Consider the following 25570-nt stretch of genomic DNA (forward strand, 5'->3'; position numbering starts at 1 on the left):
GCGGTGCTTACTATGCCGTTTCAGGCTGGGTCTGGCTGTTTGCGTATTGCTGATTTCGGGCGGAAGGCCTGACATACAGCGGCATGGGTTTCCACATACGGGCCGCCGATCAGATCGATGCAATACGGTACAGCAGCAAAGATGCCGGGCAACAGCAGCTTGCCATCCGCATCCCGTAAGCCTTCCAGAGTTTCTTTAATCGATTTGGGCTGACCCGGTAAATTCATGATCAGCGCAGCATGGCTGTCGGTTTCGCGTATTACCGCGACCTGACGTGACAGGATGGCTGTCGGCACAAAGCGCAGACTGATCTGACGCATTTGCTCGCCAAAGCCAGGCATTTCTTTGGTGCCCACCGCCAGTGTCGCTTCCGGCGTCACATCGCGCCGCGAAGGGCCAGTGCCACCGGTCGTGACCACCAGATCGCAATGCGCGTGGTCGACCAGTTCTGTCAGTGCTGCTTCGATCGCGCTGCGCTCGTCAGGAATCAGACGGGTTTCCAGATGCCAGGGCGTGGCCAGTGCCTGACTAAACCAGTCCTGCAAAGCGGGTAAGCCCTGATCCTGATAAATACCGGCCGAAGCACGGTCTGATACTGAGACCAGACCGATACGTAGAGCGCGTTCGGTATCACTCATCGAAGGCTTCGTCCTCAGCATCTTCTTCATCGGCCTCGTCCTGCGCGCCAGCTGGTTTTTTGCTGATCTGTTTCAGGATCTGGAAGATTTCGCGATAGGCTTTCGGTGCTTTGTTCTCAGCCTGCTCTTTACGCGCATTGCGGATCATGGTGCGTAACTGCTGCACATCCAGTTCCGGATGCTCAGCCAGCAATTCTGTGAGCGCATTGTCATCGGCCAGCAATTTGTCGCGGCGGCGTTCCAGTGCATGCATCGCTGCAGTCTCGGATTTGGATGCGCCTTTCCAGCTATCGATGGTTTTCTGTATCAGCGCGACTTCTTCTTCATCAAGCGTGCGCATTTTTTTGCCGACATATTGCATCTGGCGGCGGCGGCCTTCGTGGTTCTTGATTTGCTGGCATTCCAGAATCGCGTCGCGCACGTCTTCTGGCATAGGAACGCGTTTGACACGGTCACGCGGCTGTTCAACCAGTTCTTCTCCCAGTTTTTGCAAGGCGGTCATCTCGCGCTTGAGCTGGGATTTTGATGGACGTTCGTACTCTTGTTCGAACTCGTTGGATTGGTAGCCACATGAGCCACGGTTTGGATTTGGCATAATTCTGCGCCTTTACTGTATAAACTTTATGAAACGGCTGCTATGATACCCGTTTTAGTGGGCGCCGCGACAAAAATGCCCATTCTGGCAGCCGGGATGCAGTGGAAAAACTGCTGCACGCTGTCTGCAGTGCGCAGTTTCCGGTGTCGCATCGGCCTAAGAACTGGCAGTCCTATCCTCGTATTTATAGTAAAGAAAACGTCTATGAGCAAACCCGTGTTCTCCCATTCCCAGGATCAGTTGCGGCAGATCGCGAATGATATGTTACGTTTTGCGAAAGAAAAAGGCGCGTCGGATGCGGCGGTCGAGATCAGCGAAGGTGGCGGTCTGTCGATCAGCGTGCGCAAAGGGAAGGTAGAGACGATAGAGCTGAACCGCGATAAAGGCATAGGAATTACAGTCTATCTGGGTCAGCGTCGTGGTAATGCCAGCACTTCGGATTTTTCTGAACGTGCGCTGCGTGACACGGTGGATGCTGCCTACAATATCGCGCGCTTCACTGCCGAGGATGACTGCGCCGGTTTGCCGGATGCCGATATGCTGGAGCTGGCACCGCGTGATCTGAAGCTGTGTTACCCGTGGCAGATCAGTGCGGAAGAAGCGATAGAAATCGCCCGGCGTACCGAAGCGGCTGCCTTTGCGGTCGATAAGCGCATCACGAATAGTGAAGGCGCCAGCGTACATGTGCAGCAGTCGCATTTTGTGGCTGCAAATTCGCGCGGTTTCATCGGTGGCTATCCGATCTCACGCCATACCATTTCCGTAGCACCGATTGCCGGTAAGGGGGCAGCCATGCAGCGCGATGACTGGTACTCCTCACAACGTAATCCTGCCAAATTGGCTAAGCCCGAAGAAATAGGCCGCTACGCTGCCGAGCGTGCGCTGGCGCGCCTGCACGGACGCAAGCTGACAACCCGTCAATGCCCGGTCTTGTTTGAGGCACCTTTAGCTGCAGGCATATTGGGTGCATTTGTGCAGGCTACCTCCGGTGGTGCTTTATACCGTAAATCCAGCTTCTTGCTCGATAGCCTGGGTACGCAGATTTTCCCATCGCATATACAAGTGCTGGAAGATCCGCATGTGCCGGGTGCTGTGGGCTCGTCTCCGTTTGATGATGAGGGTGTGCGCACCAGCAAGCGTGAAGTGGTCACACAAGGCATATTGCAGGGCTATTTCCTGTCCTCGTATTCGGCGCGTAAGCTCGGGATGCAAACTACTGGTAATGCCGGTGGTTCCCATAACCTGAGCCTGCTGTCTTCGCAAACCAAACGGGGTGATCATTTTGCCGGTATGCTCAAAAAAATGGGTACCGGTTTGCTGGTGACTGAGCTGATGGGGCAAGGCGTGAATTATGTGACGGGCGATTATTCGCGTGGCGCATCTGGCTACTGGGTGGAGAACGGCGAAATCCAATATCCGGTTGAAGAAATCACGATTGCTGGCAATATGCGCGATATGTTCCGTCAAATCGTCGCAATCGGTAATGACACACTGATCCGTGGCACCAAACAGACCGGCTCCATCCTGATTGAAAACATGATGGTGGCGGGGAATTAAGGAATTCAGGAATTAAATGCAGGGGTGCAGTCAGGCTGATTCGTGCAATGAATATACACAACGGCAGGGATGAGTATCCCTGCCGTTGTTGTTTGTAGTTCAGACTGTATTGCCGATTTTGTGCTGATTTTTGTGCCGAATTTGCGCAGGTTTTATTTTAGTAAAACGAATTTGCCACCTTTGGCGATATTGACGATGGCTTCCTGCTGCGCATCGTAGCCGGATTCCTTGCCATCTCTGGCAGGCGCTTTGCGGAACGCAAACTTGCCAGTCGCGCCTTCATACCGAACCTGAGGCAATGCATCGCGCAAGGCGATGCGGTCTTTCGCGAGGTCACCGCTTAAGCGTATCGTTTTGAGCGCTTCCGCCACGATGTACATCGCATCATAAGCCTGCGCTGCGAATTGATCTGGCTCACTCTTATATCTGGCGCGGTAGTCGGTCAGGAACTGCTTATTGCTGGCGGTAGCGTTTTCAGCCGACCAGGGGCTGCCCATCAGCGTGTTGTCTGCGGCATCTTTGGCTATATCAAACAGCTTAGATGAGTTAAAGCCATTACCACCGATGAAGGGTTGTCTCATGCCCAGTGAGCGGGTTTGCAGGATGATGTTGGCGGCTTCTTCGGTCAGGCAAGAGCATACGATGGCATCGGGCGCTGAATCTTTAATTCTGTTGAGTTGCGCTTTGAAGGACAGTTCGCCTTTGCCATAGGTTTCTGTGTTGGTGACGATAACCCGTTGATCTGCCAGTGTGTTTTTGAACACATCATAGCCGCTCTTGGTGAACGCATCGTCATTGCCATAAATGATGGCGACCTTTTTAATCTGGAACTGTCTGATCGCGGCGCGTACCGTGGTCGGTAATACGTCTGCTTCTGTGACTGAATTGCGGAAAGTGTAGGGGCCCATGGCCGTAATGCCATCAGCCGTATTGCTGGTCGCGAACACCACAGTTTTGGCCAGATTGGCGACAGGATCGGCCGCGAATGCGGAGTTAGACAGGGTAGGGCCAAACAGCATCAATACCTTATCCTGATAAATCAGTTTTTTAAAGACATTGATCGCCTCTTCTTTTTTACCCTGTTCATCGGCAACCACCAATACCAGCTTATCGCCATTGATGCCGCCTTGAGCATTGATGCTGTCGGCCGCGAGCATCAGCCCATTCCGGATCGGGCCACCATACTTGATGGTAGGGCCGCTTAAGGCGGCAGCAAGGCCAATGCGGATGTCGGCTGCCTGCGCCAGTAATGGGGACAGGGCAAAGAGTGCGGCAAAAAACTTAAACTGCTGCGACATTGTATCTCCGGACGCTTTTAATCATTGTCAGCAGATTGTATGGTGTAGCTCAACTATCAGCAATCAGGAACGCGACTCCTGTTGTCGATGAGTGCCTGGGATGACGCTAAGTGGTCCGCGCGAACGCGGACCAGGGCACATTAAGCCAGCTGCTGACGCGCACGCGCAATTGCCAGTCGTACTTGTTCAGGTGCCGTGCCGCCTACATGATTGCGCGCAGCGACTGAGCCTTCCAGTGTCAGTACGGAGAAAATATCAGCTTCTATCAGTGTCGAGTAGGTTTGTAATTCCTGCAGCGACATATCGCTCAGGTCGCAGCCTTTTTCGACGCAGGTTTTGACCGCATGGGCAACAGCCTCGTGCGCATCGCGGAATGGCAAACCTTTTTTCACCAGGTAATCCGCGAGATCAGTTGCGGTCGCATAGCCTTGCAAAGCAGCGGCACGCATGGCTTCTGGCTTCACGCTGATGCCGGTTGCCATGTCAGCGAAAATTCGCAGGGTATCGACCACGGTATCAACCGTGTCAAACAAAGGTTCTTTGTCTTCCTGATTGTCTTTGTTGTAGGCTAAAGGCTGGCCTTTCATCAGGGTCAGCAAGGCGATCAGGTGACCATTGACGCGACCGGTTTTGCCACGCGCCAGTTCTGGCACATCAGGGTTTTTCTTTTGCGGCATGATCGATGAGCCGGTGCAGAAGCGGTCGGCGATATCAATGAAGCCTACCCGTGGGCTCATCCAGATTACCAGCTCTTCCGACATGCGTGAAATATGGGTCATCACCAGTGCGGCCGCCGCGCAGAATTCAATCGCAAAATCGCGGTCAGATACGGCATCGAGCGAGTTGTAGCACACTTCATCAAAGCCCAGGGTTTTTGCCACGCGTTCACGGTCAATCGGGAAGGTGGTGCCGGCCAGCGCAGCGGCGCCCAGTGGCAAGCGGTTGACCCGTTTGCGGCAATCCAGCATGCGCTCGGTATCGCGCCCAAACATTTCCACATAGGCCAGTATGTGGTGGCCGAAGGTGATTGGTTGTGCTACCTGCATATGGGTGAAACCAGGCAGGATGGTGGCTGCATTTTTTTCAGCCAGATCAATCAGTGCCGAGCGCAAAGCGCGCAACAGATCGACGATATTATCGATGGCAGAGCGCATATACAGACGGATATCGGTCGCGACCTGATCATTTCTGGAGCGGCCGGTATGCAGGCGCTTGCCAGCGTCACCCACCAGTTCGGTCAGTCGCTTTTCTATATTCAGATGCACATCTTCCAGATCCAGCAGCCATTCAAATTTGCCTGACTCAATTTCATCCAGTATTTGCTGCATGCCACGCTGAATATCGGCGTAATCCTGAGTGCTGATGATGTGCTGTGCGCACAGCATTTCAGCATGTGCCAGCGAACCCTGGATATCAACCAGCGCCATGCGGTTGTCAAAGAAGACCGAAGCGGTGTAACGTTTGACCAGATCAGAAACAGGTTCAGAGAAGCGCGCCGACCAGGCTTCGCTTTTTTTATTGAATTGTGATGTCATAATGAATGGTTTGCCGTAAAAGGCAGCGGTTTGCGGTAAGTTTTCAGCAGATTATAAAGCAAGCGTCCCATTTTCCCGAATAAAAGCATCGATGAGTAAGAAAACACCTGCCTCCAGCTTTGAGCCCTACATCCCGGATTGCTGCAATCTGGGCGTGGTTTTTCGCGTGCTGCTCGCGGTTAGTGTAGTGGTGCTGGCCGGATTGTGGTCGCGTGGCGACAGTGTCTGGCTGGTGCTGGGTAATTTCATGGAGGCCTCAATACTGATAGAGCTGATCTGCCTGTGTTCGCTGTTTTTACTGTGCCTGTGCCGGCGTGCTCTGTATCAGGTCTATCTGTCACCGCATTTGCAGCGTAGCCTGTGTGCACTGCTGCCGGCACTGGTGAGCTGGCTGGCGGTTGTGTCACTGCGCAGTATGGATTGGTTTGCTTTGATTTTCCCCAGGCTGGATCTGGCTTTCGTGGTGTTGGCAGCGGGCTGTGCCGGACTGCTGTTTCAACAGTATTTTGAAATGCGTACGCGTGCCTTTTCGCCGGCGCTGGGCGAGGCCAGGCTGCAGGCTTTGCAGGCCCGCATCCGTCCTCACTTTCTGTTTAACAGCCTCAATACAGCCTTGTCGCTGATCCGGAGTGATCCGCGCCGCGCGGAGGTGGTGCTGGAGGATTTGTCAGACTTATTCCGCATACTGATGCGCGACACGCGGACCATGATCAGCCTGCGCGATGAATTGCGGCTGTGTGAGCAATACCTGGCGATAGAAACTTTGCGGCTGGGGGAGCGGCTCAATGTTATCTGGGATAGGACTGATCTGGCAGACAACGACGCAAGGGAGGTAGAGATTCCCTCTTTGCTGTTGCAGCCTTTGATAGAAAATGCGGTGCATTACGGCGTGGAGCCATCGGCAGAAAAGTCTGACATTTCAATTCAATTGAAAAAAAGTTTAAATAAGATTGAAATCCGTATCAGAAACCCGCAGCATGCGCGATCCGGTACGCCATCTGGCAATCAGATGGCGCTGGAAAACATCCGGCAGCGTCTGGCTTTGCTCTATGACGTAGAGGCAGGCATGAGCAGTATGGCTGTGGATGGCTACTTTGAAGTGAAACTGCATTTTCCGGCACGCCGCTGAAGACCATGACGCCTATTCGTTTATACATAGTTGATGATGAATTGCCTGCACGCCAGCGGTTACAGACTTTGCTGGGTGATATCGCTGCGGAATTGCCGCATCAATTGCTGGGCGAGTGTGGTCAGGTGATGGAGGCGCTGGCGCAAATCCAGGCCCTGAAGCCGGATGTGATTTTGCTGGATGTGCAAATGCCGCTACTCAATGGCATTGAGTTTGCGGAAAAACTGCATACCTTGATGGAACCTGAGGAAGTGCCGGACATTATTTTTGTCACGGCTTACGAAGAATATGCATTGCGTGCATTCGATGTGCATGCCAGTGATTATCTGCTCAAACCGGTGCGTGCGACACGGCTGGCAGATGCCTTGAAACGCGTTGCCAGTCGCGCGCAGTTGCGGCAGCGGCAAATAACGCAGCAATCAGAATTAACTGCTTCGCGCCAGCATTTTTCAGTGGCTGAGCGTGGTCGCATCAGCTTGGTGCCTGTCACAGAGGTGCTGTATCTGAAGGCGGAGCAGAAATATGTGAGTCTGCACACGGCACAGAAAGAATATCTGATCGAAGAGTCCCTGACCGCATTGGAAGAAGAGTTCAGTGGCTTGTTTGTCAGAGTGCATCGCAATGCGCTGGTAGCGCGCGCCGCTATCGCCGGCGTGGAAAAAACCTTGTTAATTGCCGACTCTGGCAGTGAGCAGGAAAAGGTCAGTGAAGTCTGGCAGTTACGCATCACTGGCAGCGAAGAAAAATTACTGATTTCGCGTCGCCAGTGGGCGGTGATTAAGGCTTTGCTGAAGTAGTCGCTGCCATGAGCCTCAGCGCCAGACCGGTAATCCGCTCAGATCCAGATTCTCATCGTTGACCCAGGCAGGCAGGCCACTGATATCGGTGGGTCCCAGGTCGGCCAGTAAATCCAGTTGCACCTGTTTCATGACTTTGCCGCGTTTTGAATTTGCCTGCGATTTTTTGTGATCGCTGTTTTCAGGCATGGGTTCGTTCAAACCCGGTAATTCCATCGTGGCGTTGTCTTTGTAATCTTTCATCGGACTAATTTGAACTGAGTGCAGGACACATAGGCATCAGCTGCCAGAATGCAGCGCATTGACATGATGCTCATCAGGCGAGTTCAGTCTGTCACTGAAGCGCGCTTGAACAACATCCTTCGTGCAAATAACAAAGCCACCTTAACGCTGCATAGCAGCCGGTGGCTTTGGGAATTCTGGTTGCGGGGGCAGGATTTGAACCTACGACCTTCGGGTTATGAGCCCGACGAGCTGCCAGACTGCTCCACCCCGCGTCTGAAGAGGCCGAATAATACATGGCCGGACTGGTATATACAAGGGGGATGCCGGATTTATTTTTTATTTCATTCTTTTTTATCGCGCTTTTCTGCAGTCTGCGTGGCAGTGCTTGAATTTTATTGGCTCCAAGGATTGCTTGTGCAGTGAAACACTGCATAATAGGCAACATGGTTTTAGGAAACAGTTGGTCAGTGAAATGCTGCCTCGCTGTTGCATCACCACAGGCTGATAAAAATAAGGAGAGCCATCATGAGTCAAGCTACTTACGATACCCAAATCTCGCCTGAAGGCAGAATGGAAGTTTTATCCAAAGCCGAGGTCGGACGCCTGCTCGATAGCAGCCATGGCGGTTTGTACCAGTTATTCCGCAATTGCGCTTTAGCGGTACTGAATTGCGGCAGCGGTCTGGACGACGGTAAAGAATTGCTGGAGCGTTATAAAAACTTTGAAATTAATATCATTCAACGTGAGCGCGGCATCAAGCTTGATGTGAAGGGTGCTCCCGCCAGCGCATTCGTTGATGGCGTGATGATCAAAGGCATACAGGAACATCTGTTCGCAGTATTGCGCGATATTTTATTTATCAATGCTGAAATCGCCCAAGGCGCGAAATTTGATCTGAGCCACAGCGAGGGAATCACCGATGCGGTATTCCATATTTTGCGGAATGCGAATTTGCTGCGACCCCAGGTCAGCCCGAATCTGGTGGTCTGCTGGGGCGGACATTCGATTTCCGGCACTGAGTACGACTACACCAAGCAGGTTGGCTATCAACTGGGCTTGCGTGGTCTCGATATCTGTACCGGTTGTGGTCCGGGTGCGATGAAGGGGCCGATGAAAGGCGCAACCATCGGCCATGCCAAGCAAAGAACCGGGCAAGGCCGCTATATCGGCCTGACTGAGCCTGGCATCATCGCGGCGGAAGCGCCAAATCCCATCGTCAATGATCTGGTCATTTTGCCGGATATAGAAAAGCGGCTGGAAGCCTTTGTGCGCGTCGGTCATGCAGTGATCGTATTTCCTGGTGGTGCCGGTACAGCGGAAGAAATTCTGTATCTGCTCGGCATACTGCTGCATCCGGAAAATACCGATTTGCCTTTCCCGCTGATTTTCACTGGCCCTGAGGGCGCAGTCGATTATTTCAGACAGATAGATCAGTTTATTGGCGATACCATAGGCGCGGAAGCACAGAAACGTTACAAAATTATCGTCAATGATCCTGCGCAAGTCGCACGTGAAGTGGAGGCCGGAATTCGCGAGGTGCGCGCCTACCGCAAAGCCCATGGCGATGCCTACTATTACAACTGGATGCTCAAAATCGACAGTGAATTTCAGCATCCGTTTGAGCCTACCCACGCCAATATGCATAATCTGGCGCTGCATAAAAACCAGCCGCCGCATTTGCTGGCGGCAAACCTGAGACGTGCTTTTTCAGGTGTGGTGGCGGGTAATGTCAAGGATCAGGGTATACGTGCGATAGAAAAACACGGCCATTTTGAATTGCGGGGGGATCCGTCTATTATGGATTCCATGGATACCTTGCTCACAGCATTCATTGCGCAGCACAGGATGAAGCTGCCGGGTAAGGCCTATGTGCCTTGCTATCGTATCTTAAAATCAGGCTAAGCCAGTTGGACGTGCGGACTGGCACGCTGCGATGCTGTGTCAGTCGCAAAAAGCTGCTGGCTGGCTGACAGACAGTCGTTTTTGTACGATTCATGCATTTAAGTAACATTAGTTGACGGAAACAATGCAGTCGGGCTTGTTGCGTATGCTATAAATCACCTAAGATGTGAAAGCGACACATTGCTGCAATTATTTCTGTGGGGACATCAATTTCTTTGGGTTCATCCTGTGAAATTGGTAAGATAGCCAAGTATCGATCTTTTCACTATTGAGGAAACTATTATGAGTACCGTACAGCAAGAAGTTGATGAACGTACCAACCTCACAGGCTCCAATAAATTTGAGTTGTTATTGTTCCGCCTGGGCGGTGATGCCAGCGGCGACCGGTCCGAGCTGTTTGGTATCAATGTATTTAAAGTGCGGGAAATCGTGGCCATGCCAGCTATTACCGCTGTAGCTGGCTCCCTGCCGCATATGCTGGGCGTAGTGAATTTGCGCGGTCAGATCATTCCCGTGATTGATCTGCCATCGGTGGTTGGCTGTACCCCTAAGACTGGCCTCAATATCATGCTGGTTACCGAATATGCGCGCACTACTCAGGGTTTTGCGGTGGAATCGGTAGAAGAAATCGTACGCCTGGACTGGAGTCAGGTCTTGTCAGCAGAAAGCAGTGCGGTTGGCGGCATGGTGACCAGTATTGCGCGCCTCGACGGTGACACAGAAAACACTCGCCTGGCGCAGGTGCTGGACGTGGAACAAATCCTGCGGCAGATCACGCCTTCTGATACCAAAGACGTCGATCCGGAAACCATAGGCGATAAATTACAAATGAAGGAAGGTGCGGTCATTCTGGCGGCCGATGATTCCGGTGTGGCGCGTAGTCTGATCGAGCAAGCGTTGGGCGCTATCGGTGCACCTTTCATTATGACCAAGACCGGTAAGGAAGCCTGGGATAAATTGCAAGTCATCGCAGCAGCAGCCCAGAACGAAGGCAAACAACTGCGCGATAAAGTCGCGATGGTGCTGACCGATCTGGAAATGCCGGAAATGGATGGCTTCACGCTGACCCGAAAAATCAAACAGGATGAACGCTACAAACACCTGCCGGTGATCATCCACTCTTCTTTGTCCGGCACTACCAATGAAGAGCATATCCGCACCGTAGGCGCCGACGCCTATGTCGCGAAATTTGTGGCAGAAGAACTCGCAGCGGCGATACGTAAGATACTCGCCAAGTAAGCATCTGCCTGCCGAAGTAAAAAAGGACGCTAATGGCGTCCTTTTTTATTCAGGATCTACAGATTTATCTGCTGCCCGCAACTTTCTGCCATCCGCCCGGACATTGTTTGATGGCGGGATAGAAGCCGTCTGGGTCCCGGCAATACAGCCATTCATTGGGGGCGGTCATGGGTGGAGCTGTACGTATTTCATCCCTGTAGATGACGGTCGGTGCCGGTTCTATGCTGTAGCTGCTGGTGGAATACGTCGTTACCGGCTGGGTGTAGACAGTCCGGACTTCTACCGGAGCCGGGTACACAATATTGCGCGTGTACACTGGGCCATAGTACACCGGTGCGACGCCATAATAAGGCCGGTACCAGGAATGATGATGGTGATGGCTGTAATGAGCCGGTGTCAGGTTGATACGCAAGCCAGCGTGGACGCCAGCTTGTGCCTGTGTTGCTGCGCCTAATCCGAGTAGCAGGGTGCCAGTGATCATCCAGGTTTTCATTATGCCTCCTTTAGCCTTACTATTTTCCTGTGGATGGAAACTTATTGCGGGATTCGCAATCTGTGTACCTGTGCCAGAGATTCGAGTTTTGGGGCGGCCCAGGTTGCCGTATTTCTGCATCATAGCAGCAAATTGATGCAGGGAATCAGCTTGCTGAAAGAGGCATCTGATGTGCGCTATGGTGCTGCCTTCTGCTACTTTTTTGAGCGGAAAACAGGATTTTGTGTAAATTGAAACGTCGGTTTGCCGCGATCTCTGCGAAAATGAAAATAAATAAGTTAACTAGGGAAGCAATAATGAAAATAAACCTTAGCTTCAAACATAAGGTACTCACGCTGGCAGTGTTTGCAGTAACCCAGAGTTATGTCGGCCTGGCGCAAGCAGCAACATCCTCCGCTGTTGCCAACGCCGCTGCAGATGGCGCTGAAGCACCTGTCAATACAGTACGCGAACGCTACACCAAATACGAATATCAGATACCGATGCGCGACGGCGTCAAGCTGTTTACTGTGGTGTATGTTCCAAAGGATAGTAGCCAGACTTACCCGTTTCTGATGCAGCGCACGCCTTACGGCTCCGGCGTGCATGCCGGTGGCGAAACGCACTATGGCGTTGATTTTTATCCCAACTCCCTCGGGCCGGGGCGTGATTTTGAGCAAAGTGGCTATATCTTCGTGACCCAGGATGTACGTGGCCGTTACATGTCTGAGGGCGTATGGCAGGAAATGACGCCACATGCCAAAACCACGCGCGCCGCTGGTGAGGGTGTAGAAAGCCAGGATATGCATGACACGGTGGAATGGCTGCTCAGGAATGTGCCGGGCAATAATGGCAAAGTTGGTATCTGGGGTATTTCTTATCCCGGGTTTTATACCTCGGCCAGCATCATCGATTCACATCCTGCGATTAAAGCGGCTTCGCCTCAGGCGCCAGTGACCGATCTGTATATGGGCGATGATTCCTATCATGGCGGCGCTTTCATGCTGGCGGCTAATTTCGATTTTTATTCGAATTTCACTGTCGAAAAAAATCCTACGCCACTGCCCAAGACCTGGGGTCAGTTTGATTACGGCACGCGCGATGGCTATCAGTATTTCCTCAAGCATCTGACGCTGGCGAATATCACTGCGCAACTCAGCGATAAGCAACGTGAGCTGCTGATGCCGATTATCGTGCACAGCACTTACGACGCCTTCTGGCAGGAGCGCAATATCACGCCGCATCTCAAAAACATCCGTGCAGCGGTGCTGACGGTAGGTGGCTGGTATGACGCAGAAGATGTGCAGGGCCCGTTCAGTACGTATCAGGCGATACGCAAGCAGCAGAGTAAAAAAAATGGCGAACGTGCCCCGTTTAATGGTCTGGTAATCGGACCCTGGGTACACGGCGGCTGGGCTGGTGCGGATGGCAAATCACTGGGCCAGGTCAGCTTCGACAGCAAAACCGGCGAGTATTATCGCAAGCAGTTACTGTTCCCGTTTTTTGAACATCATCTGAAAGATGCCAAGATCAAATCTGTTGCGGAGGTGAATGCGTTTGAAACCGGCACCAATATCTGGCGGCAGTATGCAAGCTGGCCGCCTGAACAGGCGAAAGCGGCGACTTTGTATTTCGGTGCTGATGGCAAGCTTAGCTGGAAGCAGCCTGCTGCCGTAAATACCGCAAATGCCGCTAACACTGGTTTTGATGAATACATTGCTGACCCTAAAAAGCCAGTGCCATTTGTGTCCTATGTGGCGACAGGTGCGCCGCGTGAATACATGGTCAGCGACCAGCGTTTCGCCTCGGTGCGGCCGGATGTGCTGGTGTACCAGACTGAGCCGCTGGAGCAGGACGTGACCATCGCGGGTCCGCTACAGCCACGCCTGTTTGTGTCGACCAGCGGTAGCGATGCGGATTGGGTGGTGAAACTGATCGACGTCTATCCTGATGACTATCCGGAACGCAGCGGTGGACGTGAACGTGGCAGCGATGTGCCGCCACCTTCAACGACGCTGGCTGGCTATCAGCAATTGGTACGCGGTGAACCTTTCCGTGGCAAGTTCCGTCAGAGTTTTGAACAGCCTCTGCCTTTTGTGCCAAACGAAGTCACGGAAGTGAAGTTCAGCATGCCCGATGTGTTGCATACGTTCCGGCGCGGTCATCGCATCATGGTGCAGGTGCAAAGTTCCTGGTTTCCGCTGACCGACCTCAATCCGCAGAAATTTATGGAAATACCACAGGCTAAACCTGAAGACTTCCAGAAAGCAACACAAAGGGTGTATCGTTCTGCCACCCAGGCCTCAGGTCTGGGTGTGCAGGTCATTACAAGCAATAAAAATCCTGTATCTCTGACACAATAAAAATAGCCAACTTATTTGGGCTCATTATTAAGACTTATTATTCAGACTTGTTATTCAGACCTTTTCAGACCAAAAATGAAAACACCTTTACTTCGCTTAAAACGTAGCACCCTGGCAGTGGCCTGTGGCTTGCTCAGCTTGTCCGCTACAGCGCAGAGCCCCGCACAAAACGTGTCGCCTGCTGCGAGCAATGCCTTTGTGCTGGAAGCGCATACCATGGATTTGAAAGCCGATCCATGCACCAGCTTTTTTGAATATGCGAATGGCTTGTGGCTCAAAAATAATCCTATCCCGGCGGATCGTTCGCGTTACAGCGCGTACGACGAAGTGACTGAGCGTAATCTGCTCGCATTGAAAGAAATCGCTGAGCTGGCCGCTGCCAGCCAGTCACCGGATGCGCAACAACGCCTGGTTGGCAATTTCTATGCAAGCGGCATGGATGAAGCCCGTATCGAGCGCGAAGGCGCCCAGCCTTTGCAGGCGCAGTTTAAGCTGATCGATGCCATCAGCGATAAAGCCGGTTTGATACGCGTCATCGCGCAATTACACCAGCAAGGTGTGATGCCGCTGTTTGGTTTTTCCGTCGATCAGGATTTGAAAGACAGCAAGCGTTATATTCCACAACTGGGTCAGGGCGGCCTGGGTTTGCCAGACAGAGATTACTACCTGAAGAATGATGCCAAGACCAAGGAAATCCGCGCTCAATACCTGGCCTATATGAAGCAGATTTTCAGTTTGTTGGGTGAAGATGCAGCGCAGTCTGCCCAGCATGCAGCGCAAGTGATGGCACTGGAAACACGGCTGGCGAAAGCCTCGCTGACCAAGGTGGAATTGCGTGATCCGGCCGCCAGCTATCATCTGACCGATTTGGATGGTTTGCAAAAACAAGGCAAATCGGCTTACTGGAGCAGCTATTTCCAAACCATAGGACTGCAGCAGCCCGGTCAACTGAACCTGGCACATCCTAAATTCTTCAGCGAAGTCGATAAGATGCTGGATGCAGTTCCGCTCGCGCAATGGAAAACCTATCTGAAATGGGATGTCGCGAACAGTCGCGCCAATTTCCTGAGTCAGGCTTTTGTGAATGCGAATTTCGATTTCTATGGCAAAACCCTGGCCGGTACTAAGGAGTTGCAACCACGCTGGAAACGGGTGCTGGCGAATATCGATGCGCAAGCCGGTGAAGCGCTGGGCCAGTTATATGTCGCGAAATTCTTTGGGCCAGAAGCCAAGGCGGGTGTGCAGGACATGGTACGCAATATCCAGGCTGCGATGCGGGACAGCATAGGCAAGCTGGAGTGGATGTCGGAACAGACCAAACAGCAAGCCTACAAAAAACTCGACAGCATCGTCGTCAAGATCGGCTATCCGGATGTCTGGCGCGATTACTCCAGCCTGCAAATCGATCGCGGCTCGTATGCAGACAATGTGGCGCGTGCTTCGGCATTTGAATTTCAGCGTGTGCTGTCCCGTCTCGGCAAGCCGATAGACCGCAATGAATGGGGCATGACACCACAGACTGTGAATGCCTATTACAACCCGACCATGAATGAAATGGTGTTCCCGGCTGGTATATTGCAACCGCCGCTATACCACGTGCAAGCAGATCCAGCAGCCAATTATGGCAATACCGGCGCAACGATAGGCCATGAACTGACCCATGCATTTGATGATGAAGGGCGCCAGTTTGACGCAGCCGGTAATTTGAAAAGCTGGTGGACTGCACAGGACGAGAAAAAATTCCTGACCCGCGTTAAAGCGATAGAAACCCAGTTCAATGAATTCAATCCTATCGACAAACTGCACATCAATGGCAAGCTGACTGCAGGTGAAAATATTGCCGATCTGGGCGGTATGAAAATCGCCTTGCAGGCATTGCGTACTTCGCTGCAGAAAAATCCTCAGCCAGCTTTACTGGATGGCCTGACGCCGGATCAGCGTTTCTTTATTGCTAATGCGCAAAGCTTCCGCAGCGCTATCCGCGATGAGATGCTGCGCCTGAAAATCGCGACTGACCCACATTCTCCGGACAAATATCGCGTGATTGCGCCGCTCGCGAATATGCCAGAATTCTCGTCGGCCTTCAGCTGCCAGGGCGAGCGCTCGCCCTTGCGTCAGGGGGCAAAGCGCGTAAACATCTGGTAACAGCGTATACTAGCGCTGAATTAACGCTTAATTAGCGCTGAGTTATCTCTACGATCAGACTACGGCGGGGTAAAAATCATGATTTTTGCCCCGCTGTTTTATTGAAATTTTGATACTTCATAGCGCAGCCTACAGCCAAACACCTTGTTATTTTGAGCCAGAACCATGATGGAAAACACCAAAGTCATCGAATTTGAACGCCCTCAGATGGAAGAGGGTAGCAGTTGTACCGCCAATGCCTGGGCACGTGTACCGGAAGCACCAAGCGCGGAAGAAAAACAGGTATTGAAGGAAAAAATACGCCGCCTGCTTAAAGAAAAGCAGGCAGTATTGGTGGCGCATTACTATGTCGATGCAGAATTGCAGGACCTGGCTGAAGAGACCGGTGGCTGCGTATCCGATTCGCTGGAGATGGCACGTTTCGGGCGCGATCATGCCGCCAAAACCCTGATTGTGGCCGGTGTGCGCTTCATGGGTGAAACTGCCAAAATCCTGAGTCCGGAAAAAACCATTTTGATGCCAGATCTGGATGCGACCTGTTCGCTTGATCTGGGTTGCGATGCCACCGAATTCGCCGCATTCTGTGATGCGCATCCTGACCGTACCGTAGTCGTCTATGCCAATACCAGTGCGGCTGTCAAAGCACGCGCTGACTGGATGGTGACGTCCAGCATAGGCCTGGACATCGTGGCACATCTGCATGCGCAGGGTAAGAAAATTTTATGGGCACCGGATAAACATCTGGGTGGCTATATCCAGAAACAGACTGGTGCCGATATGCTGTTGTGGCAGGGTTCCTGTCTGGTGCATGATGAATTCAAAGGCATAGAGCTCGATGTGCTCAAGGCCGAACATCCGCATGCCAAGGTGCTGGTACATCCGGAATCTCCGGCTGCCGTGGTGGCTCAGGCCGATGTGGTCGGCTCCACCTCACAACTGATCCATGCCGCCCAGACGCTGGATGCGCAGGAATTCATCGTCGCGACCGACAATGGCATACTGCACAAAATGCAAATGGCTGCACCGGGTAAGCGTTTTATTGTTGCACCCACTGCCGGTAACAGCGCCACCTGTAAGAGCTGTGCGCATTGCCCGTGGATGGCGATGAATGGCCTGCGCAATTTGCTGGCTGTACTGGAGCAAGGCAATAATGAAATTCAGGTTGAGCCTGCGACGGCCGAAAAAGCCAAGCTGTGCATTAACCGTATGCTGGATTTTGCCGCTGCGAAGAAAGCCAATGTACGTCCATCCGGCGATCTCGCTAAAGATGCCGCACTGTTCCAGAACATAGGCCCGGCCTGATAGCCTCCGCCAGCAGACGGCAAACTAAGCCCAGAATAAAGACCGGATACACTGAACAAAAACAAAATTCAATACTATGTCCAGCAATTTACAAAACAAACACTTCCCTTTCGATGCCGATTTACAGTCTGCGTTTGAGCGCAATGTGCGCGATGCGCTGGCTGAAGATGTCGGTGCGGCTGACCTGACCGGTTTGCTGGTGCCGGCTGAGCAAATGGTGCAGGCGCAGGTCATCGTGCGTGAAGATGCGATACTGTGCGGCGCACCCTGGTTCGATGCAGTGATGCAGGCTTGTGATCAGCGGATACGCGTCGAATGGCAATATGCCGAAGGTGATGCGATGACCGCCAATTCCGTCGTTTGCACAATCCAGGCTCCCGCGCGTGCCTTGCTGACGGCCGAACGTTCGGCACTCAATTTCCTGCAAATGTTATCGGCGGTCGCCACGGCGACCTCGCATTATGTGCAACTGATCGCGGGTACCACGGCCGCCATTCTGGATACCCGCAAAACCCTGCCTGGTATGCGACTGGCGCAGAAATACGCAGTCCGTGTCGGTGGCGGTAAAAATCAGCGTCTGGCTTTGTATGATGGCATCCTGATTAAGGAAAACCATATCGCCGCCGCAGGCGGTATCGCACCTGCCATGCAGCATGCACTGGCGCTGAATGCAGGTGTCAGCATACAAATCGAAGTGGAAAACCTGAATGAGCTGCACGCCGCGCTGAATGCAGGTGCGACTTCTATTTTGCTCGATAACTTCAATACCGACATGATGCGTGAAGCTGTCAGCATCAATGCTGGCCGTGCCTTACTCGAAGCCTCAGGTGGCGTCGATCAGCGTTCGGTACGCGCAATTGCTGAAACCGGTGTCGACCGCATTTCTATCGGCAGCCTGACCAAAGACATCAAAGCCACCGACTACTCACTGCGCGTGCTGGCTTAATTGATGCCGTAACTGCTGCGTAATGCACACTGCCTGCTCAGCCTTGGTCTGTTTGTCTGAGCAGGCAGTGTGCAGATGTGTTCCCGTTTATCTGCTTAATCCACCGCTTGAACCAGTGCTGTTGCCACTGGTCGCAGCGTGGATGTGATGTCTGCTTTGACTGTTTATGCTGTCTTCACTGACACCTGATTTCAACCATACTAAGGAGAACAGCATGAACACAATGAACGATACAAACAATACAAATAAGACAGAAAATACAAACAGCAAAAAGGACAGCGCATCGAATCCGGTTCTGGCATTTTGTCTGAACCTGGGTGCTACCTTGCGCTACTTCTGGCAATCCTATGTCATCCGCGTCGCAGCGACCAGCTGGAAACGCTGTCTGGGCGCGTGTTTTCTGGCCTTGCTGTTGGGCGCAATGTTAGGTTTGCCTGGTCTGGCATTCATACTGGTCATCACGACGCTGCTGGTCAAGTGCATCGTTCCACAAGCGGTGACAACAGTGGAAGTTATTGAGCAGGATGGCAGGGAGTAAACACATGCAACGCAAAGACGACAATCCGGTATTGGATACTGTACTGAATATGCTGGAAACGCTACGCATCCTGTGGTGGCGTTTTTTTGACTGGCTGGCAGTGGTGCCCTGGAAAAAACTGCTGTTGGTCTCGCTACTGGTGATGATCATAGGCGGCATGCTGGGCTTGGGCGCTTTGCCTCCGGTGCTGGTACTGTCCTCGGTATTGATTAAGAGTCTGGCTGGTGGCAAGCGGCGTGCCGAAATGGCGGCCAGTGCAGCCGCCAGCCGCGCCGACAGAGAGGCGCTGGAGCGGCGTGTGATAGAGGCTGAAATGGCGGCCTTGCAGGCGCAGATAGAGCCACACTTTCTGTTCAATACCCTGGCCCTGATCGGACAATTGATAGAAACCGATCCCGCACGTGCTGCGTTGGTTCACACCGACCTGATCCGCTATCTGCGTGCAGCACTGCCACAAATGCGCCAGCCCGGCATGGGCAGGCTGGGGCAGCAAATCGACTTGTCGCGCGCTTATCTGAACATTATGCAAGCCAGGATGCAGGAACGTCTGAGTTATCAGATTGAGGTGCCTGAGGCTTTAGCGCAGGCGCAATTCCCTTCGATGATGATACAGACGCTGGTAGAAAATGCGATTAAACACGGTCTGGAACCCAAAACCGATGGTGGCCACATACATATCCATGCCAGCAGCGATGCACACAATATCCTGCTACAGGTCAGTGACAATGGCATTGGTCTGAATCCACATGCCGAGGATGGGGTAGGGCTGAGCAATATACGCGAACGGCTGCAGGCCTTGTATGGTATCCGCGCCGCGCTGATTACCGAAATTCCTGAATCCGGCGGCGCCAGTTTTACGCTGCAGATTCCCCTGGAAGCCGCATAGATAAACATAATTGAATTTACCTCGGAGCACACGATGCAAAGAACAGCAATGATCGTTGATGATGAAGCGCCTATGCGCGACCTGTTACGCAGCCGCTTGCGTACGGTCTGGCCGGACTTGCAGATAGTCGCTGAGGCAGCGAATGGAATTGTGGCGCTGGAACAGGCCGCGCTGAGTCAGCCTGACATCGTATTTCTGGATATACGCATGCCCGGTAAGAATGGCATAGAAGCAGCGGCCGAACTGGCTGGTAAGGCTCAGCTGGTGTTTGTGACAGCCTACAATGATTATGCGATTTCTGCCTTTGAACGTGGTGCGATGGATTATTTGCTTAAGCCGGTTGAAGCCGATCGCCTGCAGCAAACCTGCGAGCGTTTGCAGCAGCGGCTGCAAGAGCGCGACGCGGCCAGAAGTGCAGTCAAGCCAGCAGATGCAGATACTGCGCTGCCTGCGACCGCTTTGTCAGCCAAGGCGAGTCAGGTTCAGGATTTACTGACTCAACTGATGCAGCAACAAGGTGCAAACAAAGAATATCTGCGATGGATACAGGCCAGTGTAGGCAATGCTTTACGCATGATCAGCACCAAAGAAATCCTGTATTTTAAGTCCGATGAAAAATACACCCTGGTGCAGACCGCGCAGGCTGAATACCTGATCCGAAAATCGCTGAAAGAGCTGGAAGACGAACTGGACCCGCAAGAGTTCTGGCGCATTCATCGCTCGGCCATCGTGAGCGTGTCCGCGATAGCCGAAGTCAGCCGCGATTTTCGCGGCCGCCTGATGCTGAGCGTAAAAGGGCAGCCGGAAAAGCTGGAAGTCAGCCGCAACCACACGCATTTGTTTCAGCAGATGTAGCCAGCCTTTGTGTCGTCGTCAGCAGATCCGCTCAATCGCTGCGTAAAGCGGCAATCGGGTCCAGTTCCGCCGCTTTGCGGGCTGGGAATACGCCAAAACCCAGACCCACTGCGATACAGGCTGCGACAGCGGCGGCCAGGCTCAGTGGTGACCACGCGACTGACCAGCCTGCCAGCGCGGCGATGCTGTAAGCCGCGACCGCCCCAAGTAACAGACCGAGCAGGGCGCCGCTGCTGGCGATCACCAGCGCTTCGGCCAGAAACTGATCGATTACATCGCGCTTTCTCGCGCCCAGCGCACGTTTCAGGCCGATTTCTTTTTTGCGCTCCAGCACATTGGCCAGCATGATGTTCATGATGCCTATGCCACCGACCAGCAGCGACACAGCGGCGATAGAGCTCATGACAATGGTGAACATTTTCTGGGTTTGCTGATTTTGCCGGTACAAGCCCATAGGCACAATCAGATCGGTGTCATCCGCACCTGCATGCCTGTCTTCCACCACTTGCTGCAATACGCGCGCAGCGGCTTCCGGTGCGACCTTGCCATCCAGTTGCAGACTGATGGCGTCGGCTTCGTCATCCATCACAGGGAAATAAAAGCGTGCCTGCGCCGTTGCCCACGGCACGAACAGCCGTTCATCATCAAGTCCCAGCTTGATGCCTTCGAATTCGGACTTGCTCAGGGTGCGGTCAGCCAGCACACCCACCACCTCCAGCCAGACATGATTGAGCTTGATTTTTTCACCGACAGCAGCCTGGTCACCGAATAGTTCTTTAGCCAGTCTGGGGCCCAGTACGCAGACCGCTGCCAGGCTGTTATTGCCTTCCTCGCTGAACCAGCGGCCTTTACCCATTTGCAGGCCGCTGTGCTGCATATACGCATTTGAGATCGCATAGGCTCGCCCCTCAATGACGCGTGACTGGTAGACCAGCTGATCGACCTTGATTTCTTTGCGCAGCGCCACTGAGCGCGCGCCGGGGACCACGTTTAAGGCAGCCTGTGCATCGGCCTCACTCAAGCCTAATGAGCGGCTACGCAAATCTTTTTTGCGTTTGTAATCCATGGTCTTGCTTTCGACGATGATATTGTCGAGTCCCAGTTCTGCTACCAGTCGCAGCGCTTCGCGCTTGCTGCCTTCCCCGACTGCAAGCATGGCGACGATGGCTGCAACACCAAACACCATGCCGAGTAAGGTGAGTCCGGTACGCAGCTTGCGGCGCTGCAGTTCTTCTATCGCTTCAAACAATAAAGCACGGTTCATGATTCGTCTTTTTCTTTGTTTTGTTTGTTTTGTTTGTTATCTTTGTTGTCTTTATTGGTTTTACTGTCGTCTTTCGGCAGTAAGAGCACACTGGCTCCTTCGTTCAGACCCGAGAGTATCTCGCTGCGTGCGATGCCGCGTTGTCCTACCTGAACTGCTACGCGTCTGATCTGATTACTGTCCTGGATATCGGCAAAGTATTTTCCGTCTTGTTCTGTCAGTGCGATATTTGGGACGCTATGTGCTTTGGGTAAATCGATGAGATGGATGTCGCCGCGTATCGCTTGTCCCGGACGGATGTGATACTGGCTGATGCTGGCATCATCAAGCGCTGCTTCAACTTCTATATATTTCACCGGGGATTGCGCGTGCTGGGTGCTGGCGGTGGTGCCGATTTTTGTGATCTGCAGCTTCACATCCTGCCCGCTGCCTGCCAGTCTGATGGTGAGTGGCAGACCCGTTTTGAGGCCAATTGCACGCGCTTCGGGCACCTTGAAGCTGGCCAGCAGTTTATCCATTTGTGGCAGCACGCCGAAATCGCTGCCCGGCGTCGTTGTCATGCCCACCTGAGGCTTATTTCCAGTCCAGGATTCAGTCAGTTTCAGCACGCCATCATGCGGTGCGCGCAACTCCAGTGCCGCCAGGCTTTTTTTCTGGCGGCTGGCTGCTATGGTTTCTACTTGCGACTTGAGCACGGCTTCATTGGCTTGCCGGCGCGTACTGACCTGGGTATTTTTCCAATTGAGGAAGCGCTGTTTATTGTTCAGGAAAGTCTGGTCCTGTATCGCATCCAGAACGCGGTTTTTGGAGAATAAGGCTTGCTCGGCACCGGCATAGCGTTCGCTCAATAGCAGGTCGGCAACGACCTTGGATTGATCCGCATGTAATTCGGCCAGACTTTTGACTTCCGTTGCCTGTAACTCTTGTTCGGCCAATTCTTTGCGCAGCAGGTCAAACTCAGCCTGGCTCAATTCCAGCCTGGAATTGGGTGCGTCGAAACGCGCAATCAGCTGATCTTTTTTAACCAGACTGCCTTCTGCAACTATCTCGGTGATTACTCTGGTTTCCCAGCCTTCGCCAGGAATCAGCAACTGGGTTTTTTCAGCGGCGCTGATTTCACCTTCTACGCTCAGGCTTTCTTGCCAAGGCTTTTCAGAAAAAATTTCCGTCGCTGTTTGCGTAGCGGGCTGGTCGCTACAGGCAGCCAGATTCAGGCTTAGCACTAAAGTGCTTACAGTGATGTAGCTGGAATTTTTCATGCGCCTTCCTTCGCGCTGCTTGTCGCGCTGCCTGGTACAGACGCCGTTTGCAACTGGATTTGCACCTGTACTGCTGAGCCAGGCTTTAAGCTGGCCTGACTGTTTTGTTCGAATTCCAGTTCAATATCGCGCACTATGCCCGGTTGGGTGGCGGATTTGCTGTGAAATACTTTGCCTAGCTGAGTGATGCGCGCGCGCAGTACCTGATTCCCGCCTGGTACGCTGACTTTGGCTTCCTGACCTGTACGCAGGTAGGCAGCCTGCGCCTCTGCGACCTGCGCATTCACAAATAATTGTTTGGGGTCGGACAGATTAGCAAGCGACTGGCCCATCCAGATTTTGCTTCCTGAGCTAAATTTCTCTTCATTGAAATTGTTTTTATAGATCAGGATGCCGGGCTGCTCTGCCTTCACTGCCATACGGGTCAGGCCTTGTTCCAGTACGTTGATTTTGTTTTGGCTTTGCATTAATTCAAACTCCAGTGCTTTTTTCTCAGCCTGGCGCGCGCGCTTACGGGTCTCGTTGAGTTGTTTTTCGATGTCCAGCAGCTTCAGCGATAATTCTTTATCGATCACCAGTTTGTCATAATCCACCCGGCGGATTAACTCCTTAGGCATACTGGCTTTACGGGCCGCCTTATCCGCATTAGCGCGCGCTTCATCGACTGCCAGCGTGGCATTGCGTTCAGCTTCAGCCTGATCGAGCCTGAGTTTTTCCAGTGCCCGCTGTTTTTCATTGAGGGAGCTTTTGTGTCTGGCTAAATGGGTCATGACCTCGGCTGCCTGAAACTGGGTAATCAGATCACCAGCTTTGAGCAGGCTGCCCTCAGGCGCGAGCTGGGTGATGGTGTATTGCCAGATATGTGGAATCGCAGGCGGCACGACCGGCAAATTAACGCGTGACTGTACTTCGCCCTCAAGGGTGAGTTTGGCGGGTGCGATGATTTTATTGGTGCTGGCTGCCTTCTGGTCTGCAGGCTGTATCAGTACACTCATGCCTGGCGCAGCCAATTGCCTGAACTGCTCCGGAACCGGAATATCTATTCTGAAATAACGTCCATTACCCCATTGGGCCTTGAGTTCCGGTGCCTGAGAAATGGTTTTGATTATGCTGTCTGCCTGTTGCCCGGGCAGGGCATCAAACTGCAGGCTGACGGCCATGTTTTCCCGGATATGCAGCCGGTCCGCCTCCAGTACCCAGCCTTTCACTTCAATTTTCCCGGTTCCTATGATGGTGCCCGCCAGGGTGCCTGGATGGACGCTGGAACCTTCATCGATACGTTCTTGCGGCCATTGATTGAAATTGTGGGTTACGAAGCCATCCTGGGTGGCGATGACTGAGGAGAGTGCAATTTCCTGTTTGGTAAATTCCAGTTTGATGTGTTGTTTGCGGATGTCCAGTTCGCCATCCTGTTTCATGCGCAGCACCGCAGCCTGTGAGGTTTTCGCGGCAAGCCGCCTGACTTCCAGATCGCGTATTGCTTTTTCTTTTTCGGTCTGATTTTTGTCAAAGTCCAGTGCGCTAATCTGCGTCTTGGGTAAAGCAGCATCCACTTCAGCTTTATCATGGGCCGTCTGTGTGACAGCGAAGGCTTTATCTGCTTCCAGTGCGGCCACTTCCAGTTTCGCCACTTCGGCATCCAGTTTGGCGCGCGTCTGTTCCAGCGTGGTCTGTAATTGCTCCAGTGTGCCTGCGTTTTGGGCTTCTATGCTTAACACCACATCGCCTTTACGCACAAACTTTCCTTCACCCACAAATTTCCGTAATGTGACAGGCGAAGATTTGGACGGTGGAACAAAGATCAGCTGCGAGTCTGCCGCGATCACTTCGCCTGTGATGAGGACTTTACGCTGTTTGACAGATGGCATTTTGCTTTGGGGATCAGCAGCCAGTGCTGGTGATAACAGTGCGAACAATAGGGCACTGTGGATATACGAAGAGAATTTCATACCTGTGTTGCCAAGATGCGTCCATCACTCAGATGGATGGTGGTTTGTGCCTGTTGCGCGATATGCGGATCATGTGTGACCAGCACGATAGTTTGTCCGTCCTGATGGAGTTCTTTGAGCAGTGCGATCACATCCGCAGCGCTTTTGCTGTCCAGGTTCCCTGTGGGTTCATCGGCCAGTAACAGTGTGGGCTGATTTAGCAAGGCACGCGCAATCGCGGCGCGTTGCAATTGCCCGCCTGAGAGTTCTGTCGGCCTGTGATCAATACGATGCGACAGGCCTATGCGATTCAGCAGTGTGCGTGCTCTGGCTTCTGCTGCCTCCAAATCCGGCGTTTTGCTGTAGCGCTGAGGCAGTAAGACGTTTTCCAGTACGGTCAGTCTGGGGAGTAAGTGAAAGGATTGAAAAATAAAGCCCAGGTAGCGGTTGCGTATATCCGATGCGGCATCATCATCCATTTCGCTGACCGCTTGTCCAGATAAAATGTAGCGCCCGCGGCTGGGCCGGTCCAGCGCACCCAGTATGTTCAACAGGGTTGATTTACCTGATCCGGAAGCGCCCATGATGGAGAGAAATTCACCGCTGCCTACCGTCAGGTCTATGCCATTCAGGGCATGGATTTCATTGCCGCCCTGGACATAGGTTTTATACAGTTGCTCTAGTCTGATCATGCTTT

General features: G+C 52.9%; 22 protein-coding genes and 1 tRNA gene. 12 read left to right on the forward strand and 11 right to left on the reverse strand.

What is annotated here, in order from left to right; genetic code table 11:
- Positions 1–20: 20 nt before the first annotated feature.
- Entirely contained in the window at positions 21–638 is a 618-nt protein-coding gene (mog, locus tag EYB48_RS00250; protein WP_162018288.1) for a molybdopterin adenylyltransferase, read from the reverse strand.
- Complete coding sequence (gene yjgA, locus EYB48_RS00255; protein WP_162018289.1) at positions 631–1233, reverse strand: ribosome biogenesis factor YjgA; 603 nt, start codon at positions 1231–1233, stop codon at positions 631–633. Before yjgA ends, mog begins: the two co-directional genes overlap by 8 nt.
- A 204-nt stretch (positions 1234–1437) precedes the next feature.
- Between yjgA and pmbA the strand changes: the two genes are divergently transcribed.
- Positions 1438–2790: a metalloprotease PmbA gene (gene pmbA, locus EYB48_RS00260; RefSeq protein WP_162018290.1), complete on the forward strand. Its 1353-nt coding sequence runs from the start codon at positions 1438–1440 to the stop codon at positions 2788–2790.
- Between the two features lie 152 nt (positions 2791–2942).
- Here the strand turns inward: pmbA and EYB48_RS00265 are convergent, their stop codons facing one another.
- Together EYB48_RS00265 and argH are read right to left on the reverse strand one after the other, a co-directional pair.
- Positions 2943–4088: an ABC transporter substrate-binding protein gene (locus EYB48_RS00265; RefSeq protein WP_162018291.1), complete on the reverse strand. Its 1146-nt coding sequence runs from the start codon at positions 4086–4088 to the stop codon at positions 2943–2945.
- 140 nt (positions 4089–4228) lie between these two features.
- The gene (gene argH / locus EYB48_RS00270; protein ID WP_162018292.1) at positions 4229–5623 is read right to left on the reverse strand and encodes an argininosuccinate lyase; all 1395 of its coding nucleotides are present in this window, start codon (positions 5621–5623) and stop codon (positions 4229–4231) included.
- Positions 5624–5714: 91 nt separating this feature from the next.
- Between argH and EYB48_RS00275 the strand changes: the two genes are divergently transcribed.
- Both EYB48_RS00275 and EYB48_RS00280 read left to right on the forward strand, forming a co-directional pair.
- Positions 5715–6752, forward strand: coding sequence for a sensor histidine kinase (locus EYB48_RS00275; protein WP_162018293.1), 1038 nt, complete (start codon positions 5715–5717; stop codon positions 6750–6752).
- A 5-nt stretch (positions 6753–6757) separates the two neighbouring features.
- Positions 6758–7549, forward strand: coding sequence for a LytR/AlgR family response regulator transcription factor (locus tag EYB48_RS00280; RefSeq protein WP_162018294.1), 792 nt, complete (start codon positions 6758–6760; stop codon positions 7547–7549).
- 15 nt (positions 7550–7564) lie between these two features.
- Here EYB48_RS00280 and EYB48_RS00285 read toward each other — a convergent pair whose 3' ends face one another.
- Positions 7565–7792: a hypothetical protein gene (locus tag EYB48_RS00285; RefSeq protein WP_162018295.1), complete on the reverse strand. Its 228-nt coding sequence runs from the start codon at positions 7790–7792 to the stop codon at positions 7565–7567.
- 177 nt (positions 7793–7969) lie between these two features.
- Positions 7970–8046, reverse strand: a tRNA-Met gene (locus EYB48_RS00290).
- A 253-nt stretch (positions 8047–8299) separates the two neighbouring features.
- Between EYB48_RS00290 and ppnN the strand changes: the two genes are divergently transcribed.
- Together ppnN and EYB48_RS00300 are read left to right on the forward strand one after the other, a co-directional pair.
- Positions 8300–9676 (forward strand): nucleotide 5'-monophosphate nucleosidase PpnN, encoded by a 1377-nt coding sequence (gene ppnN / locus EYB48_RS00295; RefSeq protein ID WP_162018296.1) that lies wholly within the window; start codon positions 8300–8302, stop codon positions 9674–9676.
- 282 nt (positions 9677–9958) lie between these two features.
- Entirely contained in the window at positions 9959–10915 is a 957-nt protein-coding gene (locus tag EYB48_RS00300) for a chemotaxis protein (protein ID WP_162018297.1), read from the forward strand.
- A gap of 64 nt (positions 10916–10979) precedes the next feature.
- On the opposite strand, the gene EYB48_RS00305 is transcribed toward EYB48_RS00300, so the two are convergent.
- The gene (locus EYB48_RS00305; RefSeq protein ID WP_162018298.1) at positions 10980–11408 is read right to left on the reverse strand and encodes a hypothetical protein; all 429 of its coding nucleotides are present in this window, start codon (positions 11406–11408) and stop codon (positions 10980–10982) included.
- Positions 11409–11704: 296 nt separating this feature from the next.
- On the opposite strand from EYB48_RS00305, the gene EYB48_RS00310 reads away from it, so the two are divergent.
- The 7 genes from EYB48_RS00310 (at position 11705) to EYB48_RS00340 (ending at position 20422) form a co-directional block, all read left to right on the forward strand.
- On the forward strand, positions 11705–13750 hold the full coding sequence (locus EYB48_RS00310) for a CocE/NonD family hydrolase (RefSeq protein WP_162018299.1): 2046 nt from the start codon (positions 11705–11707) through the stop codon (positions 13748–13750).
- A gap of 75 nt (positions 13751–13825) precedes the next feature.
- Positions 13826–15895: a M13 family metallopeptidase gene (locus tag EYB48_RS00315; RefSeq protein WP_162018300.1), complete on the forward strand. Its 2070-nt coding sequence runs from the start codon at positions 13826–13828 to the stop codon at positions 15893–15895.
- A gap of 165 nt (positions 15896–16060) precedes the next feature.
- Positions 16061–17197 carry a quinolinate synthase NadA gene (gene nadA, locus EYB48_RS00320; RefSeq protein ID WP_162018301.1) on the forward strand — a complete coding sequence of 379 codons (1137 nt, stop codon included), beginning with the start codon at positions 16061–16063 and terminating at the stop codon, positions 17195–17197.
- Positions 17198–17273: 76 nt separating this feature from the next.
- Positions 17274–18143, forward strand: a complete 870-nt coding sequence (gene nadC / locus EYB48_RS00325; protein WP_162018302.1) for a carboxylating nicotinate-nucleotide diphosphorylase — start codon at positions 17274–17276, stop codon at positions 18141–18143.
- Positions 18144–18357: 214 nt separating this feature from the next.
- Positions 18358–18681, forward strand: coding sequence for a hypothetical protein (locus EYB48_RS00330; protein ID WP_162018303.1), 324 nt, complete (start codon positions 18358–18360; stop codon positions 18679–18681).
- Between the two features lie 4 nt (positions 18682–18685).
- Positions 18686–19567 carry a sensor histidine kinase gene (locus EYB48_RS00335; RefSeq protein WP_235934806.1) on the forward strand — a complete coding sequence of 294 codons (882 nt, stop codon included), beginning with the start codon at positions 18686–18688 and terminating at the stop codon, positions 19565–19567.
- Positions 19568–19600: 33 nt separating this feature from the next.
- Positions 19601–20422: a LytR/AlgR family response regulator transcription factor gene (locus EYB48_RS00340; RefSeq protein ID WP_162018305.1), complete on the forward strand. Its 822-nt coding sequence runs from the start codon at positions 19601–19603 to the stop codon at positions 20420–20422.
- A gap of 31 nt (positions 20423–20453) precedes the next feature.
- Here EYB48_RS00340 and EYB48_RS00345 read toward each other — a convergent pair whose 3' ends face one another.
- Genes EYB48_RS00345 through EYB48_RS00360 form a run of 4 tightly spaced genes read right to left on the reverse strand, consistent with a single transcriptional unit; the run spans position 20454 to position 25565 of the window.
- Positions 20454–21686 carry an ABC transporter permease gene (locus EYB48_RS00345; RefSeq protein WP_162018306.1) on the reverse strand — a complete coding sequence of 411 codons (1233 nt, stop codon included), beginning with the start codon at positions 21684–21686 and terminating at the stop codon, positions 20454–20456.
- On the reverse strand, positions 21683–22945 hold the full coding sequence (locus EYB48_RS00350) for an efflux RND transporter periplasmic adaptor subunit (protein WP_162018307.1): 1263 nt from the start codon (positions 22943–22945) through the stop codon (positions 21683–21685). The genes EYB48_RS00345 and EYB48_RS00350 overlap by 4 nt, the downstream gene beginning before the upstream one ends.
- Positions 22942–24894, reverse strand: coding sequence for an HlyD family secretion protein (locus EYB48_RS00355; RefSeq protein WP_162018308.1), 1953 nt, complete (start codon positions 24892–24894; stop codon positions 22942–22944). Before EYB48_RS00355 ends, EYB48_RS00350 begins: the two co-directional genes overlap by 4 nt.
- On the reverse strand, positions 24891–25565 hold the full coding sequence (locus EYB48_RS00360) for an ABC transporter ATP-binding protein (protein WP_162018309.1): 675 nt from the start codon (positions 25563–25565) through the stop codon (positions 24891–24893). The genes EYB48_RS00355 and EYB48_RS00360 overlap by 4 nt, the downstream gene beginning before the upstream one ends.
- Positions 25566–25570: the final 5 nt, after the last annotated feature.

The sequence above is a fragment of the Cognatundibacterium crateris genome, from assembly GCF_010078235.1.
Classification (GTDB): domain Bacteria; phylum Pseudomonadota; class Gammaproteobacteria; order Burkholderiales; family Burkholderiaceae_D; genus Undibacterium; species Undibacterium crateris.

Excerpts from the sequence above, each read along its gene's own strand:
- mog (WP_162018288.1), bottom strand. The coding sequence starts at position 638 with ATGAGTGATACCGAACGCGCTCTACGTATCGGTCTGGTCTCAGTATCA.
- yjgA (WP_162018289.1), bottom strand. The coding sequence starts at position 1,233 with ATGCCAAATCCAAACCGTGGCTCATGTGGCTACCAATCCAACGAGTTC.
- pmbA (WP_162018290.1), top strand. The coding sequence starts at position 1,438 with ATGAGCAAACCCGTGTTCTCCCATTCCCAGGATCAGTTGCGGCAGATC.
- EYB48_RS00265 (WP_162018291.1), bottom strand. The coding sequence starts at position 4,088 with ATGTCGCAGCAGTTTAAGTTTTTTGCCGCACTCTTTGCCCTGTCCCCA.
- argH (WP_162018292.1), bottom strand. The coding sequence starts at position 5,623 with ATGACATCACAATTCAATAAAAAAAGCGAAGCCTGGTCGGCGCGCTTC.
- EYB48_RS00275 (WP_162018293.1), top strand. The coding sequence starts at position 5,715 with ATGAGTAAGAAAACACCTGCCTCCAGCTTTGAGCCCTACATCCCGGAT.
- EYB48_RS00280 (WP_162018294.1), top strand. The coding sequence starts at position 6,758 with ATGACGCCTATTCGTTTATACATAGTTGATGATGAATTGCCTGCACGC.
- EYB48_RS00285 (WP_162018295.1), bottom strand. The coding sequence starts at position 7,792 with ATGAAAGATTACAAAGACAACGCCACGATGGAATTACCGGGTTTGAAC.
- ppnN (WP_162018296.1), top strand. The coding sequence starts at position 8,300 with ATGAGTCAAGCTACTTACGATACCCAAATCTCGCCTGAAGGCAGAATG.
- EYB48_RS00300 (WP_162018297.1), top strand. The coding sequence starts at position 9,959 with ATGAGTACCGTACAGCAAGAAGTTGATGAACGTACCAACCTCACAGGC.
- EYB48_RS00305 (WP_162018298.1), bottom strand. The coding sequence starts at position 11,408 with ATGAAAACCTGGATGATCACTGGCACCCTGCTACTCGGATTAGGCGCA.
- EYB48_RS00310 (WP_162018299.1), top strand. The coding sequence starts at position 11,705 with ATGAAAATAAACCTTAGCTTCAAACATAAGGTACTCACGCTGGCAGTG.
- EYB48_RS00315 (WP_162018300.1), top strand. The coding sequence starts at position 13,826 with ATGAAAACACCTTTACTTCGCTTAAAACGTAGCACCCTGGCAGTGGCC.
- nadA (WP_162018301.1), top strand. The coding sequence starts at position 16,061 with ATGATGGAAAACACCAAAGTCATCGAATTTGAACGCCCTCAGATGGAA.
- nadC (WP_162018302.1), top strand. The coding sequence starts at position 17,274 with ATGTCCAGCAATTTACAAAACAAACACTTCCCTTTCGATGCCGATTTA.
- EYB48_RS00330 (WP_162018303.1), top strand. The coding sequence starts at position 18,358 with ATGAACACAATGAACGATACAAACAATACAAATAAGACAGAAAATACA.
- EYB48_RS00335 (WP_235934806.1), top strand. The coding sequence starts at position 18,686 with ATGCAACGCAAAGACGACAATCCGGTATTGGATACTGTACTGAATATG.
- EYB48_RS00340 (WP_162018305.1), top strand. The coding sequence starts at position 19,601 with ATGCAAAGAACAGCAATGATCGTTGATGATGAAGCGCCTATGCGCGAC.
- EYB48_RS00345 (WP_162018306.1), bottom strand. The coding sequence starts at position 21,686 with ATGAACCGTGCTTTATTGTTTGAAGCGATAGAAGAACTGCAGCGCCGC.
- EYB48_RS00350 (WP_162018307.1), bottom strand. The coding sequence starts at position 22,945 with ATGAAAAATTCCAGCTACATCACTGTAAGCACTTTAGTGCTAAGCCTG.
- EYB48_RS00355 (WP_162018308.1), bottom strand. The coding sequence starts at position 24,894 with ATGAAATTCTCTTCGTATATCCACAGTGCCCTATTGTTCGCACTGTTA.
- EYB48_RS00360 (WP_162018309.1), bottom strand. The coding sequence starts at position 25,565 with ATGATCAGACTAGAGCAACTGTATAAAACCTATGTCCAGGGCGGCAAT.